Origin of the sequence: Lysinibacillus sp. VIII_CA (genome assembly GCF_049943995.1) — a bacterium.
Taxonomy (GTDB): Bacteria; Bacillota; Bacilli; order Bacillales_A; family Planococcaceae; genus Lysinibacillus; species Lysinibacillus pinottii.
Map to the genome: position 1 here is coordinate 1 of NZ_JBNFXM010000017.1, position 17224 is coordinate 17224.

At 32.1% G+C, this 17224-nt stretch carries 11 protein-coding genes and 2 pseudogenes; 5 read left to right on the forward strand and 8 right to left on the reverse strand.

Translation table 11 applies throughout. From position 1 onward, the window contains the following. The 3 genes from ACP3VS_RS18290 to ACP3VS_RS18300 form a co-directional block, all read right to left on the reverse strand. The coding region (locus tag ACP3VS_RS18290) for a condensation domain-containing protein (RefSeq protein WP_426389491.1) at window positions 1-882 on the reverse strand (882 nt) is incomplete at its 3' end. 1035 nt (window positions 883-1917) lie between these two features. Continuing rightward, window positions 1918-3465 (reverse strand): esterase/lipase family protein, encoded by a 1548-nt coding sequence (locus tag ACP3VS_RS18295; protein WP_426389600.1) that lies wholly within the window; start codon window positions 3463-3465, stop codon window positions 1918-1920. Between the two features lie 861 nt (window positions 3466-4326). Beyond that, on the reverse strand, window positions 4327-5949 hold the full coding sequence (locus tag ACP3VS_RS18300; protein WP_426389602.1) for a methyl-accepting chemotaxis protein: 1623 nt from the start codon (window positions 5947-5949) through the stop codon (window positions 4327-4329). A 475-nt stretch (window positions 5950-6424) separates the two neighbouring features. Here ACP3VS_RS18300 and ACP3VS_RS18305 point away from each other — a divergent pair, with 475 nt between their 5' ends. Genes ACP3VS_RS18305 through ACP3VS_RS18315 form a run of 3 tightly spaced genes read left to right on the forward strand, consistent with a single transcriptional unit; the run spans window position 6425 to window position 10033 of the window. Next, the gene (locus tag ACP3VS_RS18305; RefSeq protein WP_426389493.1) at window positions 6425-7495 is read left to right on the forward strand and encodes a GerAB/ArcD/ProY family transporter; all 1071 of its coding nucleotides are present in this window, start codon (window positions 6425-6427) and stop codon (window positions 7493-7495) included. Further along, a complete protein-coding gene (locus ACP3VS_RS18310) occupies window positions 7488-8888 on the forward strand; it encodes a spore germination protein (RefSeq protein ID WP_426389494.1) in 1401 nt (466 codons plus the stop codon). Before ACP3VS_RS18305 ends, ACP3VS_RS18310 begins: the two co-directional genes overlap by 8 nt. A gap of 26 nt (window positions 8889-8914) precedes the next feature. Further along, window positions 8915-10033, forward strand: coding sequence for a Ger(x)C family spore germination protein (locus ACP3VS_RS18315; protein WP_426389495.1), 1119 nt, complete (start codon window positions 8915-8917; stop codon window positions 10031-10033). Between the two features lie 157 nt (window positions 10034-10190). Here ACP3VS_RS18315 and ACP3VS_RS18320 read toward each other — a convergent pair. The 4 genes and pseudogenes from ACP3VS_RS18320 to ACP3VS_RS18335 all read right to left on the reverse strand — a co-directional run. Next, window positions 10191-10878 (reverse strand): annotated as a pseudogene (locus ACP3VS_RS18320) (IS3 family transposase); the annotation flags it as partial. A 452-nt stretch (window positions 10879-11330) separates the two neighbouring features. Beyond that, window positions 11331-11921 (reverse strand): IS3 family transposase, encoded by a 591-nt coding sequence (locus ACP3VS_RS18325; RefSeq protein ID WP_426389497.1) that lies wholly within the window; start codon window positions 11919-11921, stop codon window positions 11331-11333. After that, on the reverse strand, window positions 11921-12193 hold the full coding sequence (locus tag ACP3VS_RS18330) for an IS3 family transposase (protein WP_426389498.1): 273 nt from the start codon (window positions 12191-12193) through the stop codon (window positions 11921-11923). The genes ACP3VS_RS18325 and ACP3VS_RS18330 overlap by 1 nt, the downstream gene beginning before the upstream one ends. A 115-nt stretch (window positions 12194-12308) precedes the next feature. Then, window positions 12309-12521 carry a transposase gene (locus tag ACP3VS_RS18335; protein ID WP_426389499.1) on the reverse strand — a complete coding sequence of 71 codons (213 nt, stop codon included), beginning with the start codon at window positions 12519-12521 and terminating at the stop codon, window positions 12309-12311. A gap of 279 nt (window positions 12522-12800) precedes the next feature. On the opposite strand from ACP3VS_RS18335, the gene ACP3VS_RS18340 reads away from it, so the two are divergent. After that, window positions 12801-13187 carry a hypothetical protein gene (locus ACP3VS_RS18340; RefSeq protein WP_426389501.1) on the forward strand — a complete coding sequence of 129 codons (387 nt, stop codon included), beginning with the start codon at window positions 12801-12803 and terminating at the stop codon, window positions 13185-13187. A 1829-nt stretch (window positions 13188-15016) separates the two neighbouring features. Beyond that, window positions 15017-15559, forward strand: a complete 543-nt coding sequence (locus ACP3VS_RS18345) for a hypothetical protein (protein WP_426389503.1) — start codon at window positions 15017-15019, stop codon at window positions 15557-15559. 1431 nt (window positions 15560-16990) lie between these two features. Here the strand turns inward: ACP3VS_RS18345 and ACP3VS_RS18350 are convergent. Further along, window positions 16991-17149, reverse strand: a pseudogene (locus tag ACP3VS_RS18350) (IS3 family transposase); the annotation flags it as partial. Window positions 17150-17224 lie beyond the last annotated feature (75 nt).

The following is a 17224-nucleotide window of genomic DNA, read 5'->3' on the forward strand; positions in this document are numbered from 1 at the left end:
TCGCGTGTTAATTGGCATTCCAATTAACAAGTCTGTCTGATTTGTCATTTGATTTAATAAAACAATATAAATACTTAGCCATACACGATATGAGCTAACTTGATTTACCTTTGAAAATTGTTCTATAAGGTTGGATAAAGCTGGTCTTATTGGATATCGTAAAGCTCCACCTTGATATGTTTTTATAAGTGATTTTACTTTACTTGTTGGAAATGCACTCCTCGATAAGGTGCCTTCTAACTTTGTGCGCCAATATTCCCCAGATTCTAAATACTTCACTGTTCCAATATAATTTAGCTGTTTATGTAAAATATTTTCATACATCCACATTTCATGCGTATTTTTTTCTGTTTCAACGGTTGTATCTAATGAATAACCCAGTTCTAAGTCACGTAGGAATAGTCCTAAACTCCAACCATCAAAAATAATATGATGAAACAATATATAAAGAAGATATTCATTTGGTCCCAATTGATACAGTTGAAAACGAAACAAATTATCTGATGTTAGATCAAATCTTGTGTGAAGATTTGATATTAAAGAGTCGTCCAACTTTTGTTTTCGTATGCTGCTAGGATAGGAAGACCAATCATAAAAATCCAAGTCAACAAGAACTTTTTCTTTCCTTATTTGCTTCAGACCGTCAATTGTAGGTACAATGTTCATTTGTAAAGCTACGTGCTTCACTACAATATATTCCAATGCCTTTTGGAGTCTTATAAGATTTAAGTTACCTTTTAATTGTATAGAAACGGGTTCATTATAAATGCCAGCTTCTATGTCCACTTGACGTGCCAGCCATAATACTTTCTGGTTTTCTGTTAGATCATATAGAACTTCGGTTTTCAAACATGTATTTTCTTCTTTGATACTTTCTTTCATACAGAACCTCCTTATTTATAACGAAAAGTATTTTTAATTTAATGCATTTAAATGACTCACAAAATCATAGAACTTTGCAACTAAAAAACCACGTGAATGAGAATATGTTTACCGAAAATCATCAACTCATTTTGCTTCTGCATTTACGTTACCTATATTCCCATTTTACTAATAAATAGACTCATTCCGGTAGTATACAACGGACGTAAAATATTGTCAATTTTGGTTATAATTTAACAAAATTGTATTTTTTTTACTTTTGGTAATATTAAATGTTGAACAACATATTCAAGCAGTTCAACGATACTTACATATGGAGTTGTAATTTTTATGTAGTAAAGTTTTTTTAGCACTAGAAACCCCTTTATATGATGTTGCTTTAGAATTTGAACTGACCCCTCCTTCAGGTTAGACAAAACAAAAAAAGCATCTTCAATTGAATAATATCGGTTAATGTATCCCTATATGTCTTGCTTATTTTATTGGAACGAGAGTGAGTAATCCGCAAGAAAGAAAATTAAACGCATTGGAAAAGAAATATACTTTTAGGAAAGGTCGATATGGTCATAGAAGTACCTTCTCAATCACAAAATTTAGTAAGTTCATCAGAATAAACAGTTGTTGAGCATATAGAGGCGGCGTACACCAGCAGCTCACCGATAGATTCGATTAGAAAATAAGGACGCCGATTTATCAGGTACGAGCAATAATAAAACATGGGTATACGCAGAATATTTCCCGTAAGGGTAATTGTTAGGACAACGAGTTTCTTTCGTTAATTACAGACAGTCTTGATTAATTCGAATGAGACATTATTTTAATACAGTACTAGTTTTTTAATACATAAATATCTTCGTGGTAAAGTATTTTTACTAACAGTAAAAATACCATGCAGAGTGCAAACATGGTATTTTCAAATTTTCTATTTAAATCAGGTAACTTATTACCCTATTAATGTATATTTAGTTATTAATACCAAATTCATCCGTCACTAAGATATAAGTTTACATGTTCGGTTTCTAATTATCAGTATGTCTATTTTAAATACTTAGAACGAACGATCGTTCTCTTATATGGCTCGCCTTGTAAGGTTTCACCAGAAATATTTAAAGTTATATTATATACACCAGACTTTTTGTTTTCTGGAGAAATTACAGAAAATTTTTGTTGATCAACCTTTTCTATTTGTAGAAAGGAGGCAAGATCTTTGCCTGTTGGATCTAATACTTCTACATCGAAAGCAAGATTTCGTAATTTTTGATTACCTTGTATTGTAATAATATTATCCGTGTCTAATGCTGCTGTTGGAATACTCACCTTAATCAAAGATGGACCGCCATGTTGAACAGCTAGTAGATACGCATTATCACTTGCCTGCGTGCTTATATTTATCTTCCATTCCCCCTTTTCAGAGATAACATCAGTAAATGTATGAGGTGCCACGCCATTAAAGAAAGAGGCATCCTCATAAGATTGGATTGTCTCGTTTGTGTATTCTTTTCCTGAAGGAGATACCAACTCTATCTTGTCAGTAGTTAATCCTGTCCACAATGTAACATTATCGAGTGCGGTATCTACATAAAAAGAATGTGTAACATCATTTGATGACTGTAAATTTCCTCCATAAAAATAATGAGAAACATCTAACTCTTGAAACATTTCAGATTGTGAAAAGTATTCTTTGTTCATAATGAAAAGATCAGTAGAAGAAGATTGTAGGTAATATTCCAATCTAGAAAATACCGAAGATCCCATTCGAATATTGTCATGGTCAAGTGAGGTATCGGTAAATAGATGTGTTCCGTAAAATAATTTAGTACTTGCCTCTTTGACTAATCCATCATTTGGGTCGGAAAGATATAGACCACCCATCCAGAGTGCAGATAGAAATGGTCCTGTATTAGTACCGGCAATTGTATAATAGTTGTTCTTGCTTACGTTTGGGTGATTGTCTATTAGTGAGCGAAAGTGTTCCATTTCTCCAACTTGAAGTGAATATGTTCCATCATCTTTTTCACCTAGTAAATCAGCTAGCCAACCTGCCCACCAACTATATGCAAGGTCAGCTAACTCTGATCCATAATGAGGGGATCCTAAAGTAAACACCCTACCAACGTACGGATGAGCATTATTAAGTACTAATGCTGCTTGAGTATCGGGTCCACCCTTGCTATATGCAACTATATTTAATTTTTTTCCGTGAAAATGTTGACTGATTTCTTTTAACATAGAGGCTAATAATTTTCCGTTATCGTATTGACTATAAGAACCTTTACCTGCTGAATCATACAATTGAACAAATACAGTTTGATACCCAGCTTCATAAGCTTTTGTATACATGTCATTAAGACCGTGATATTCCGTATGACCATACCAATTTGTAGAATTTCCGTTTTTCCCTTGAACAAAAACAATAGGTGGTTTATTCGGATCAGCTTTAGGTGGAGTATCTCCAAGAAACCACTCACCAGGTATAAAACTTTCACCTGGTGGCTTCAATCCATGGAGTTCAACTGGATTTGAGGCAAATACATCTGTCGTAGAAAAAAGAATACTTGTGACCATTACTAATAACAAAGCCATTTTTTTCAAATTGTTTTCCTCCTAAACATTATCGAACAGCATCGAGAAGCTTGAGAAAAGTAATTGGGATTCCATAATTCAAAAACATTCTATTGATTATTACATTATTGTAACTTTTTCTTTTAGAGACATATCTTGTATATAAAGTACCTTCAAGTGTTCTATATTGTCTCGTTTGTTAGTACTATCCATGATTACATCAATAGATATTAGGTTAATGTATAGTATGCTAAGAAAATAATTTTATTAATGATAGTGAATATTTCTTCAAAGAGGTATTTTAAATCAGACAAACTAGCTATATCTTATTAAAAAGTTAAACTTCTTTTTCTATAAGAATTAAAATCTATGTTACCTTTTGAACAAGAATTTAAAGACTATTTTCAATATTACAATTTGGAATGGTAACACTTTTGGACAACTTTTTTAAGGGTTCCGTTAAAGCATAAGGGACGGACAGGTTGAGCCTCTATGGGCATGATTCGTTGCGCCAAGAATTCAGCTAAATAGGGCTGGATTAGCCAAACAAGGCTATCATGCCCCTTGCTCCATATAAAGCTCTTCTTCGTTGAAGAGCTTAGTAATTGAATCTAATACTCTATAAAAACTGTCCAACGAAGTGTAGCCTATTTAATTCAAAAAAGAATAAAGGCAAAATAAAAAACTACTATAAAAGCATTTAATCATCGTACTCACCTTAAATAGGTGTATTCATTGTTTTCTTCCCAAAAGATCATCAGTAGGTGAGTATTGAAATTAAATATTTTCAAGCATTCTTTCTTCGGTTAAACATATATCTTTTCTTTACAAATTATCCTTTCTTACTGAACTTTCTCAAAAAAATATTATTTTTGATTTACTTTAAACTTTGAAAACACTTGTTTGTTCATGTAAGTCTTCCGCCATCTTAGATAGTGTAATAGTAGATGCAGCAATTTCTTGCATCGAGGCTAATTGTTCTTCCGTTGCTGCTGAAATATTCTGTGTCCCTTCTGCAGTACTTAAGGAGATTTCTATAATTTGTTCCATAGTTTTGGACAATTGATCTGCACCTCCAACCATCTGCTCTACGGAACTAGACACTTCATTAATTTGAAGGGATACCTCTTTAACAGATTGTTGAATTTTCTCAAATGATTCGCCTGCGCCATTCACATTATTAATACCCGTTTTCACCTCATTCGTAGTAAACTGCATGAAGTCCACCGCTTTATTCGTTTCTTCTTGAATTCTAACTATAAGATCAGAAATTCTCAGCGCAGATGTTGATGATTCTTCTGCCAATTTTCGCACTTCTTCAGAAACGACAGCAAAACCTTTTCCTTGTTCGCCTGCTCGTGCAGCTTCTATCGCAGCATTTAATGCCAGTAGATTTGTTTGGGTAGCAATACTTGTAATAACCTCTACTATCTCCCCAATTTCCGCTGAACGCTCACCTAAACCACCAATAATATTATTCAGACCACCAATAGATGTTTCTATCGAGTTCATTTGTAGAACTGCATTTTTAATAATATTATTCCCATCAACAGAAAGTTGTTTTGCTTGTGTAGCAGCTTCTTTCACATTCTTAGAATTTCTAGATATTGTTTGGACATTTTGTACCATATTATTTACAACATTCGATGTTTCTGTAACCGTTCTAACTTGTTCGTCTGAGCCACTGGCCACATCTAACGTAACAGACGCAATATGATCACTTGCCCCACTTGTTTGTTCCGCACTTGCCGAAAGCTTAATTGAAAATGCTGCCAACTGTTCAGATGATTGTTTTACTTGACCAATTAGATTTTGTAATTGCGCAACCATTTGACTAAATGAAGACGTTAATACTCCTATTTCATCATTTGAATTATAGTTTACATTAAAATCTAATACTCCACCTTCCGCTTTTTGAACAGCAAATTTCAATTTTTTTATTGGAGAAATTAAATATTTTTGCACACCTATTAAACAAATAGCTACGAACAAAATTCCTAATACAATTGAAGTAATTAGAGAAAACTTGATACTTTTATTTGCTAAGGCTTTACTTTCAGAATTCAAGGCGCTAGCGTATTTTTTATTCATTTCTGTTAAATGTAAACCTTTTTCCATAATTTCTTCATATAAAGGTTTGACACTTACATTAAAGAGACTTATCGCATCCTCATTCTTATTGGCAAGACTTAGTTGAAAAACTTTGTTCATACTCTCTTTAAAGTTCGGATATTCCAGAATTAATTCGTTTAATAGTTTATTTTCATCAGGTTTCAAATAGGTATCTTTTAGTAGCTGAAGGTTCTTTTCATTTTCTTCAAAAGCATACAGCACCTCTTTTTCTATTTGCTTATGGGTTATTTCATCTGTATAGAGGAAAGAACGATACATATCTGAAACAATAATTCTATTATTTAGTCTATACTCCCCTAAAAGTATACTTGGTTCTAGCCGGTCATTAAAAATATCATCTGTATTTTTTTCTAGATTACGTTCAATAGCTATCTATTCAAGGGGTGGAGAGTAAGACATTTTAAAATAGGTTTTATTTTCTTTAAATGTTGTCTTCGTCATAGGGGCAACCCACCATACTTAATGAGTGCTGATTCCCAAACGTTAATCAACGAGTTATCTAAAACATTCCATTATTAAACAAATTGTATTTTTGTTAAATCGTAAGCCTAAATTATAAAAAATAGTGCATATTCTCGGTAGGGATAACGAGTACCCATTTATCATAGTTTTTTTACAGATATACGGCTATTCTAATTTCCACACGTATAGATGGAGTTTGTAATTGCACCTTCTTCGCTGACAGAGATAAGCTATTTTTTCTCCCTATGATATTGTGACGGATGGTATTCCAATAGCTTTTTATCTATTTCAATACGTCCATCTTTCAAGAATGTTTTCAGACTTTTCACCCGATTAAGTGTATATACAAAAAACTTAATGGGCATTCTTGTTAGGGAGGTGTAAAATGAAAAAAGTTTTACAGCCAATACATGTATATTGTTTGTTATTTCTATCTGTTAGTTTTTTAGCACATTTCGTTTTAATTCCTACCATTTTCACAATCGTCGAACGTGAAGCATGGGTAAGTGCTTTGGCAAGTTTAATACCAATATTAATTTTAGCATTCCTTATTTCTAGAATTACCCATAAATTAAATAATACCTCGTTTTTTGAACAACAATTTTCACAAGATAATAGACCACTTTATTTATTTATCATTACTTCATATATCATGTATTTAATTTCATCAACGTTCGTCTCACTCAAATTTACAATTATTTGGGCAGAAGAAAGTTTTAACTCTGATTATCCATATTTTATTACAGTACTTTTATTTATATTATTATGCTTTTATGGTTCCCTAAAAGGGATCAAAACTATTGCTATCCTGTCATTGATTATTTGTTCACTATATATTTTTTTATTTGTACTCCTCAATTTAGGGAACTCAATGAACAATGAATACGAACTATTATTACCAGTAAATACAAGTAATACTCCGTCCATTTTATGGGGAATATTATACATATGTATTGGTATTTTAGAAATGGGCTTTATTTTAATCGTTTTAAATAGTTATGTAAAAGAGCAAATGAAAAGGACAGGAATACTCGTTTTCTCTATAATGTTTGTCTTATTAGTTTTTATCGCTATTGTGACTACTGTATCTGAATTTGGCATTTATCTCACTAAAAAAATGCTCTTTCCTATAAACGAGCAATGGAGAGTTTTGTCATTTGGTAAGTACTTTACAAGATTAGATTCTTTATCTGTTCTCCAAATATTATCAATGGCTTTTATTCGTATATGTTTATTTATGTATATTGTGTCATCCTTCTTTAAAAATCGAAAATTTATATTAATTATTGGTTATCTAAGCTTAACAATAGGATTATTAATTCCTTGGTCTGTTTCTGATTTTTTGTCATTTATAAAAAGCACTTATCTTCTTTCTATTTTTTTATTTTTATTCTTTTTTATGACTGTTTTCTACGTATTAGAAAAAAAGCAAAAGGGAGTTCATCATCTTGACTGAAAATAAGGATTTTTTTTATAAAGAATTTGACCACCAATCAGATATAACGGTAAGTAGTAAATTCTATATGTTTAATAACGAAAAACATGAAGTTATATTTATCTATTGCCATAGTTTAATTGATAGTGTACTTTTTTTAAATTCATTATTACCAAATATTAGATTTCTGGCTGAACAAGGAAATTTATATGATGTGGAAATTATAAATCGCTATTTAGAAGTACAGGAGATCAAAGAGTACAGAATGAAGACAGATGAAATAAATAGAAAAATTTTCTCGGGTTTTTTATATTTTTATCATGTTCCATCGAATAGCTTATATTCAACCAATTTAGCTAAACTACCTGAACGATCCATTGAAGAATCAAATATGGAAGTCTCATTAAGAGGGCCTAGAGACGGGTTTGTTGAAAATATAGATACAAATTTTTCTTTAATAAGAATGAGATTAAAAAGTAAAAATTTATCAAGTGACGATTTTACAATTGGCGACACCAGTAAAACAAAAGTTTCATTGCTCTATATTGAGAACTATATTGATCAAAACACTTTAAAGAATGTACAAAACAAACTTAATAAAATAAAAGTAGATAATATTGCAAGTAGTTACCATATTGAAGAATTACTTTATGATAAGCTGACACTCTTTCCCCTCCTTGATTATTCAGGAAGGCCCGATTTTGTAGTAAGTTCCCTCAATAAAGGCCGTTTTGTCATATTGGTAGATGGAAGTCCAAGCTGTTTAATTGGACCTGTAAATTTATTACTTATTTTGAAAGCAGCTGAAGATGATCAAACGAATTTTTTATTTGTGAGTTTTTCACGAATTTTAAGGATTACCTCTTTATTAACAAGTATATTTTTACCTGGGTTTTGGATTGCATTAACTGTCCATCAACTTAACCAGCTACCCTTTCCCTTACTAGTATCAATATCTGCATCTAAAATTGGACTCCCTGTTTCCTCTTCGTTCGAAATTCTTATTATGCTCATTTTTTTTGACCTCTTTAGAGAAGCGGGAATACGCTTACCTAAAGCTGTAGGTCAAACTGTTGCAGTTTTAGGAGGCTTAATAGTTGGGGATGCTGCTATAAGAGCGGGATTTACATCACCATCAACATTAGTAATTGGAGCACTTACCGTTATATCTAGCTACACATTAATTAATCAAAATGTACTAGGAAATGTATTTTTAATAAGAGTTGCAACATTAATAATTTCCGCATTTTTTGGAATGTATGGCTTTGTTTTAAGTGTCTTATTTTTCTTAACATATATCTCGTCATTAGAAAGTTTCGGGCATCCTTACCTTTCTACATTTTATAAAGTTAGTATACCCAATCTTATTAAAGGTTTTTTAAAAATGCCCTTTAGAATGAAAATAAAAGACTGACTGTTTCAGCAGAATGGAGATTATAAATGTCCCATTACTATACGTCCACATTCAAAATAACATTAATTTTTCCTTTATTATTTATGCTAGGCGGCTGTTTAGGTACGAAGGAAATACAAAGTGAAGTTTATATTACCGCTCTTGGTATTGATTATTCTAATGATGTGTATCATTTATATTTTCAAGCTTACGGATTTATCAATGTTGCGGGCTCAGATCCTGGAACTGAGCCTTCCCCTATAGTAGTTGGACATGGAGAAGGTGAAACCATTCAGGGTGCAATCGATGATATAGAAAAGAATTCCGTTAACCCTTTGTATTATGGACATATAAAAACTATCTTTATTTCCAAAAATATATTGGATGGTCATCTGGATGAATTTTTTGATTTTTTTAGTAGGGATTATTATCTACGTTACAATACGTTAGCTTATGGATATGAAGATAATATTAAAGAGATAATGAATGTACATGGTCTCTTTTATCAGCCACCTACATTAACATTTCCTTATGATCCAAATGAACAATTATTCTTTAATTCTTTCATATCAACCAGTACTATACAAGACATGATCAAAAGATATTATGAACCAGTTGGATCAATAATGGTTCCTACAATAAAAATTAGTGAAGATTATTGGATGGAGGAAAATAAATCTAAAACTATATTAAAAATAAGTGGTGCTTATTTTCTTTCACGTCAAAAATTCAATGGTTGGATAAAGGAAGAAGAACTTTCAGGGCTAGATTGGTTTAATAAGGATTTTGATAACATGAAATTATCAATAAAGGAAAAATCAGTTTCGTTGTTTATTGATAATATAGATTATGATATAGAAATTGTCGGTGACACCATTCCTAAATACATTTTAAATTTAGATGTAAAAGCTTCAATTAGAGAAAATCCCAAAAACATCGGAATAAAAACTATTGAAAAGGATGTCAAAAAAATTATTTCAGCACAGTTTCAAAGTACATTTATGAAAGGTGTGGAAATAGACTCCGATATTTTCAATCTTTCAGAAAAGTCTTATCGTTTCAGACCCCAATCATGGACTGTCGATAAATTAAATACCATTACTGTAAATTCTATTGAAAAAATGAATATAAATGTTTTCATAATGGATGAAGGAGCTAAAAAGTAGGGAGGCCACCACCTCCTTATTAAGCGTTTCCTTTTCACTAGAGAGTGTAAAAAAACTTAATTATAGTTTAACTTATAGGTGGACGATGTTTTCCGTAAATAAGACAACGCTCAAGGGCTGGCGTGCGCTTTACCGATGTGGAGGTAGATTCGGACTCCATTTGATAATTCTGGCCTTGAATAGAATGCATCAGTATTAGGCGTTCCTCTGGTAACTTCGCTAATGCTTTCTCCAACAGTTCTGAACCAAGTGAATACGTTGGTCGATGACCAATTCTATAAGTAATAATTTCTCCGTTGACTAAAACAGGGGATAAATAGAATATTTCACCAAACATTTTTAACTCTGAAATATCTGTTACCCACTTTTCAATAGGGGCTTCAGTTGTAAAACTGCGCTAAAATATTCGGTGCGATTTTACCGACTGTCTCTTTATATGATTTATACTATTTCATTCTGACTACGCACTTTAAATGAAGTGTTTTCATGATATGTTGTATCTTCTAATGATTCACTCTTAGTCTACGATTTGCGAGTTCATCACAAATACGAAGGTTTCCGTAACGGCCTTTATGTTCGTTGTGGATGGATTGAATTTCGGCCGCCTTTAATTAGGTATTTGGATCTGGACGCTTTAGTTTCTTCACCGAGTATTTATGCCTTAATTCATAGATGACCCTTACTTTGTATTCTATGATGATGTTTCCTTGACTTAAAAAAAGGCCTTCAACTTTTTTAAATACTCGTTTTCCATTTCAAGCTGATTGGTACAACTTGAAGCACTTCTTGTGAGCCTTCTACGGTGTTTGTTTTGGTTGTTTATGTGTTTCTTTTTTCATGGATGGACTAGACGATAGCCGTATATGTCTATTTATAAATATCAGAAAGATGTTATTTCTCCACTATTTGTAGTAAGCTGCACGGGATACGTTGACGATTTCTATAAGTTCTTCTACAGTTGTTTTCAGAGTAATTTATGCGTTTATCATAATATTCTAATGATCTATCTATGACTAGTATAATCTTCAACCCATGATTTGAGCAATGATAAATCACAACCATATTTAGCGACGACTTCAACAAGTGAGTTCCTAATTGATAACCTGTCACAGCATTTTTCTTCTATTCTTCTGATTACACTTTATTTTTAGTAAAACATATTAAGGCTTCTGCACCTTGCAATTCATAAAGAGCACACTATTCTAGAAGTGTGAATTTGTTGTATGGAAAGTAAATGTTTTTTTAGACATGAAATAACTCTGGACTTACCCCTGTCAAGTAGACAGTTTTAAAAAGACTAAGCAGCCATCTGATATCGATATCCTATAGGTGTCAGATGGTTGAATCGTTTTTGAAAGCGTTTATAGTTATAAAAGTAGATATACTGCTCAACTGCTTGGATCATTTCCTCTTCTGAATGATCTTGTAGAAGATACAAACATTCGCTTTTAAAGTGCGAGAAGAAAGATTCAATGCAGGCGTTATCATGGCAGTTCCCTTTGTGGGAATGGCTGCCAATCATGCCGAGCTGTTCAACTGTTTGGTGATATTTAAGAGATGTGTATTGAAAGCCTTGATCCGAGTGGATGATTCTTCGATACACATTTCTTTTTGTCGTTAACTCGCTTAATGTGTCCATCACGAGCTGTAAATCATTCCGGTTGCCTACTTGCCAAGCCACAATTTCATTGTTGTATAAATCTTGAATGGCAGACAGATATAGAAAGCCTGTTTTTGTCGGTAAATACTTAATATCTGTGACGAATACTTCATTCTCTGCACGGTCTTTAAATTGGCGCTCTAACACATTCTCAAATGTTCGTGATACTCGATTTTTCCACACGCGACGTTTCTTACGGATAATGGATTGGATGCCTAATTCGCACATCAATCGATACACTTTTTGTGGTTTACCTTCAATCCTTTATCACGCAAAGCGATTTTTACGCGTGGATAACCATACATTTTATTTGTTTGATGAATGGTTAAAATGTGTTCTTTTAAAAGGATATCATCCTGTTTCCGCAACGATACCTTGCCATTTTTTAACCACTTATAATAGCCGGAACGTTGGATTTTCGCCATCTCAGCCAGCCATGTAATCGGATAACGGTTCTTCATTTCATCAGTGATTTGATAACGATCTGGATAAGTAGGCATTCCTCCATTTACAGATTTGGATACTGCTTTTTTAAATATTCTACCTGCGCCTTGAAGTAGTCACGTTCTTCTTCTATATCTTTGAAGTGAATCCGTTTGCCTTTTAACGGATTTTTTATGCCTTTCCCCCCGATCCAGCAGAGGGAAGACGGTTAAACGTGTCAATCGACTCTACTTCTTTAAATTTTCTCACCCATACCTTCACTTGTGAAACATTACGAATCTCGTATTTTTCCGCAATCTTTTGCATACTTTCTTCTCCCGCCAAATAAGCCTGTACTACTTCTAATTTCAACTCATTTGAATATGTATTATTATTTCTCAACATCGAAAAATCCCCTTTACGTATAATGTTATCTACAGCGTACTGTAGTTTTTTTAACATTGTCTACCTAAAGGGGATAATATCACTCCCCATTGATAGGCAGGTATATTTTTTAACCGGTCTACCTAATGGGGAATATAACAGAATAATTCATGGCTCAGCTATTGTGTTAGCAGTTTTCACCAGCAAATTACGTTGATAGTAACTATTTTCTTATTGATTTACAGAAAGGCATAATGGGTTTTGGTAAATTAACAAGAGATTCCACTATAGTTTGTTATTATGGTTATGTTCAAAATTGTTATTATGGTTATGTTCAAAATTGTTATTATGGTTATGTTCAAAATTGTTATTATGGTTATGTTCAAAGTTGTTATTATGGTTATGTTCAAAGTTGTTATTATGGTTATGTTCAAAGTTGTTATTATGGTTATGTTCGAAGTTGTTATTATGGTTATGTTCAAAGTTGTTATTATGGTTATGTTCAAAGTTGTTACTATGGTTATGTTCAAAGTTGTTATTATGGTTATGTTCGAAGTTGTTATTATGGTTATGTTTGAGGTTGTTGTTATGGTTATGTTTGAGGTTGTTGTTATGGTTATGTTTGAGGTTGTTGTTATGGTTATGTTCAAAGTTGTTATTATTATTTATTATCTCTACACTAATTGAAGTCAAACTGGTGTATGTTGGATTTCCTAACTCGTTCTTCCAACATAAAAATGAGTGGTCTTTATCTTCATAAGTAGATAAGTAACAACCCTTTCCTTCCAATTTCCCTGCAGAATATACCCTAATCCAAGCACCTTCAAGTAAATTAAGAAACTTAGGTCTTAACATATAAAACTCCTCCCCTTTTAAAAAATATATATCCTATTCTATGTCATTCTTTATGTTGTTATACAATAATCATAGGCAATTATAGCTTTGTAGCCAAATGAATCTCAGATAAAGTAATCCTATTTTGTAACTCGCCTGTTATTTTTATTTTGGGGTTTATTCTGGTTTGTGCGCAAATAAAATATAATCGTATGTGAATCGTGTTTAAAGAGTGCATTGTCGAAATATATTATCCCTTTTTAAAAATAGATATAAAGTGCAATCTGTAAATAAATTAAAATTTTAATATATAAAGTATATCAAATTAGGAATAGTTACACTAAATAGGAGGAATTTATATGATTAAAAGTTTTAATTGGATGGAGTTATAGCACATAATAATTATGTTGATCATAATGGAGTACGGACAGCAGGACTGTCATGTGCTATTATCCAAGAATACTTTCCTATTTCATCCCTTGATTGCTAAATGTGCTACTATTGTAAGCCGTAATGTAATATTTAAAGCCATCCGTCTAAATAACTTTACAACACCCAAATAAATTAGTTAGTTTCTATATCTTTTGTTTTAATTTCATCAAATGGTTGTCACAGGAGGCAAGTATTGGTCCAACTGCTTTTGAAAAGATCCATAATACTTACAGCCAAGCTATAACTATAATCATTAACAAATTATACGTTTATTGGATGTTATTATTCCTTGTTCTTCATTATTACTGAGGATGTAATCTCGTATAAAGTCCAGCATCTTTTCCAATTTGATTGACTATAATTGGTATGCACCGAATACCTATCCGCTTCCCTTTTGAATCTACAAAAAGTGCCTTACTCGTCATTCGTTGGGATGAAAAGTAACGTTCAAGGAGAACAGCATACTTGTCTGAAAAATGCACTACACCAATCTTTCTCCCTTTTCTAATTAAGTGGGCTCACGATTTTATGATCCACATCATAAAGGTTCTGGTTCACTTCTGCAACTCTACATCCAAAAGTCAGCAGAAATTCAAGAATTGCTTGATTTCTCAAATAAGATTTATCCGAGTGTTGCCGTGCTTTAATGATACCCCCTTTCTGCAAATAATAAGGAATAGGTTGAGGAAGACGTTGAAACCTACTTTTGATAGGTGAACAAGATACTCTTCGTATAAACAAAAAGTATAAAAAGAAGACAATACACTCAAACGTAATCTATGCGTTGTTTCATTTCATGTCCCTCAGGTTGTACAAAAAATTGTTGAATATCAAGGATGTAATAAATGAAACCAGCTCGTTCATATTGCCAAAAATAGTTCAAAAAAACAACCATAAAATAAAATTGTTTGTTCACTACGATTAATCGTATAATTAGCTGGAAAGTCACTGATAATTCATAATTCTTTCCCGTTTAGTGGTGTTTGTTTTACTCCCAATATTTATTTATATTTAGAGTATTCTTTTCAACCTGTTGATATCGCCCGTATTGTTTTTCCAGTTATTAATCGTGTAAATTTAAAAAAACATAAATAGTCCTTCTATAAGAAAAGGAAACACGCATTTACAAAAATTTAGAAGGTAACAAAAAAACATATATAAAATTTTGATACATAAAATGTATTGGAACCTAAATGTGTGAATTATTTTATGATCATAAGATTCTTTTATATCAGGAGGCGTTCAATTCAATGAGTAAAAACAACCAATATGAATCTAATTTTATTCCTACCCTAACCGACATGAAATCAACAGTAAATAGTTTTATAGATCCAAACCATAAAAATTATCGATTACCTTTTTCAGTTTTCATGAATATCCCAAAGGGCTTTCAATTAAGAAAACAAGAACCTAAATTGGTGTATGATGTAAGCTATTTATCCATGACAAAAGAAACTTGTAAAAAATCCATTGAAGTAGAAAATTGTGGCCTTGTGGAAGTTGATTTATATGCATTAAAAATAAAAGGTTGTATACCTTTCTTACTGAATGTATTCATTGAACCAATCCATACACAATATATTTATTCATCGAGTAACAAAGATACCTCCATTTCACTCTGTTATCAAGAAACTGTCTCTATTGAACATGTTTTAAAATATAGTGTAAGTACCCTTCCCTATTATGCGATTGATGGAGAACATATCCAAGTTCGTCATTTAGAGGTACTACCCGTTGATACCGATTGTACGACGATTAAAATATCTGGGATATTTTTCTTTGAATATGAATGATACTAACGATTCCCTACTTTAAATGTCACTCCATGAAAATGACTCTACTAATTAGATTTAATTGAAATTTTTCCAAAGTATAATTTACGTAAATAACCTATTGGAAATGGACCCAAACTTACAAGGTCTATATATACTACATTTATAGACATGTAATACTATTTTAAAATCAGTACTAAGTAACTTGTGACAAAAAATTTAACCTCACTTTGTGCAGACTTTGCAGGTTGGTGAGGTTGAACTTTATAAACATTGCATAGCTTTCAATAAGTACGAAAACTAAAACGGCCAATTCGACGACGTGATAAGTACTTTGGCTCTAGTAATTTACTTAGTTATGTTTGGATTTTACGCATATCATAATTGTTACGGTTGAGAATACTCACAACCTCTTGGGAAATGTCTTTAACTTTATTTTTCAGCATAGCTTTTCACAAACATCGCCATAAAAGCAATACATACTTCATACTTTTTGGAATATCTAGGACATCACACATTATAACTGTCGCTTCGCTTTCGACACAGAAATATATATAATTGTACTGAATACTTGTGTGTTTTATTTTTAATCACATCTTTTTTTAACGTTGATTGCTTAAAAATAATATTTTCCCTCAGTAAACTTTGGCTTTCTTTATGTAATCTAGCTTAGTTCTTTACCTTCTTCAGAGCGATTATCTTTTGCGAACGAACCGGTTTTATTAATTTCAAATTAAAGTGCAATATGTTATTTCGTATTCTCGACAGGGATTTTCATTGTCTAAAGTTTTACTAATTAAGTTTTGAATTCAGATGAAAAAGTTCGACGTTGATATGACATAGGGACAAACTCTTTTTAGTTGATAGTATAAGGGTAAAAGCTCTTATTTTTTTATTGTCCAACTTAGTCGATTTACAACGAACCCTCACAAGCGTATTTTCTTCATTCGCTACTGGCTTATTTTCACCATCCAGACCTTAGTTTCTGTATAATTCGTGAAACTAAACCTTAGGAATTTTCGTTTCCATGTTCGAAGAATTGCTGATTACTTTTTACTTCCTTATACTGTACTTGGGATAACTCCATTAATTATGAAACTAGTTTGGAGATATTTACAGATAAGTTTTAGTTACGGTTTACCGTGAATTCTTTTTTCGTTTTTAATAGATTTTCGAGAATGTATTGACATAAGGGTGTACTGGCATCCTATATTCCTTTCTACTAGGTTTAATGCTTGTATCATATTCGGACGTGCTAGAATTTTATTCAATCTTTTCGTTCCTTTCCATGGATAGGTTGCCTTCTTATGCCCACCTGAACTACACCTTCCGAAATATACTCATGGACCTTACCATTATTTTTGAAGTGATCCCTAAAAAAAGTATAGGTTGATCTAGAGCAAACTGTATAGGTGAGAATTTCCCCGCTAAATAAGTTTATAACATGCGATAAATTGTCGAAGAAGCAGGTATCTTAAAAGTCGCTACCGTTTCGTTTAAGGACGTACCATTTTCAATCATAAAATTTATTACATCCAATTTAAACTATAATGTGTAATTTGTTTACGTCTGAATAGAAGCTTCAACTCCATTGAATTCATATTGCTTAACACATTTAATGCTTGCTTTTATATCAGTCACCATAGATTTAGCTATACCATAGGAACTTTCCGTTCTAATTAAGTA

Coding starts and splice junctions, on each gene's coding strand:
- ACP3VS_RS18315 (WP_426389495.1), top strand. CDS start 8,915: ATGTCCCATTACTATACGTCCACATTCAAAATAACATTAATTTTTCCT.
- ACP3VS_RS18335 (WP_426389499.1), bottom strand. CDS start 12,521: ATGTTGAGAAATAATAATACATATTCAAATGAGTTGAAATTAGAAGTA.
- ACP3VS_RS18325 (WP_426389497.1), bottom strand. CDS start 11,921: ATGTGCGAATTAGGCATCCAATCCATTATCCGTAAGAAACGTCGCGTG.
- ACP3VS_RS18295 (WP_426389600.1), bottom strand. CDS start 3,465: ATGGCTTTGTTATTAGTAATGGTCACAAGTATTCTTTTTTCTACGACA.
- ACP3VS_RS18345 (WP_426389503.1), top strand. CDS start 15,017: ATGAGTAAAAACAACCAATATGAATCTAATTTTATTCCTACCCTAACC.
- ACP3VS_RS18330 (WP_426389498.1), bottom strand. CDS start 12,193: ATGCCTACTTATCCAGATCGTTATCAAATCACTGATGAAATGAAGAAC.
- ACP3VS_RS18305 (WP_426389493.1), top strand. CDS start 6,425: ATGAAAAAAGTTTTACAGCCAATACATGTATATTGTTTGTTATTTCTA.
- ACP3VS_RS18340 (WP_426389501.1), top strand. CDS start 12,801: ATGGTTATGTTCAAAATTGTTATTATGGTTATGTTCAAAATTGTTATT.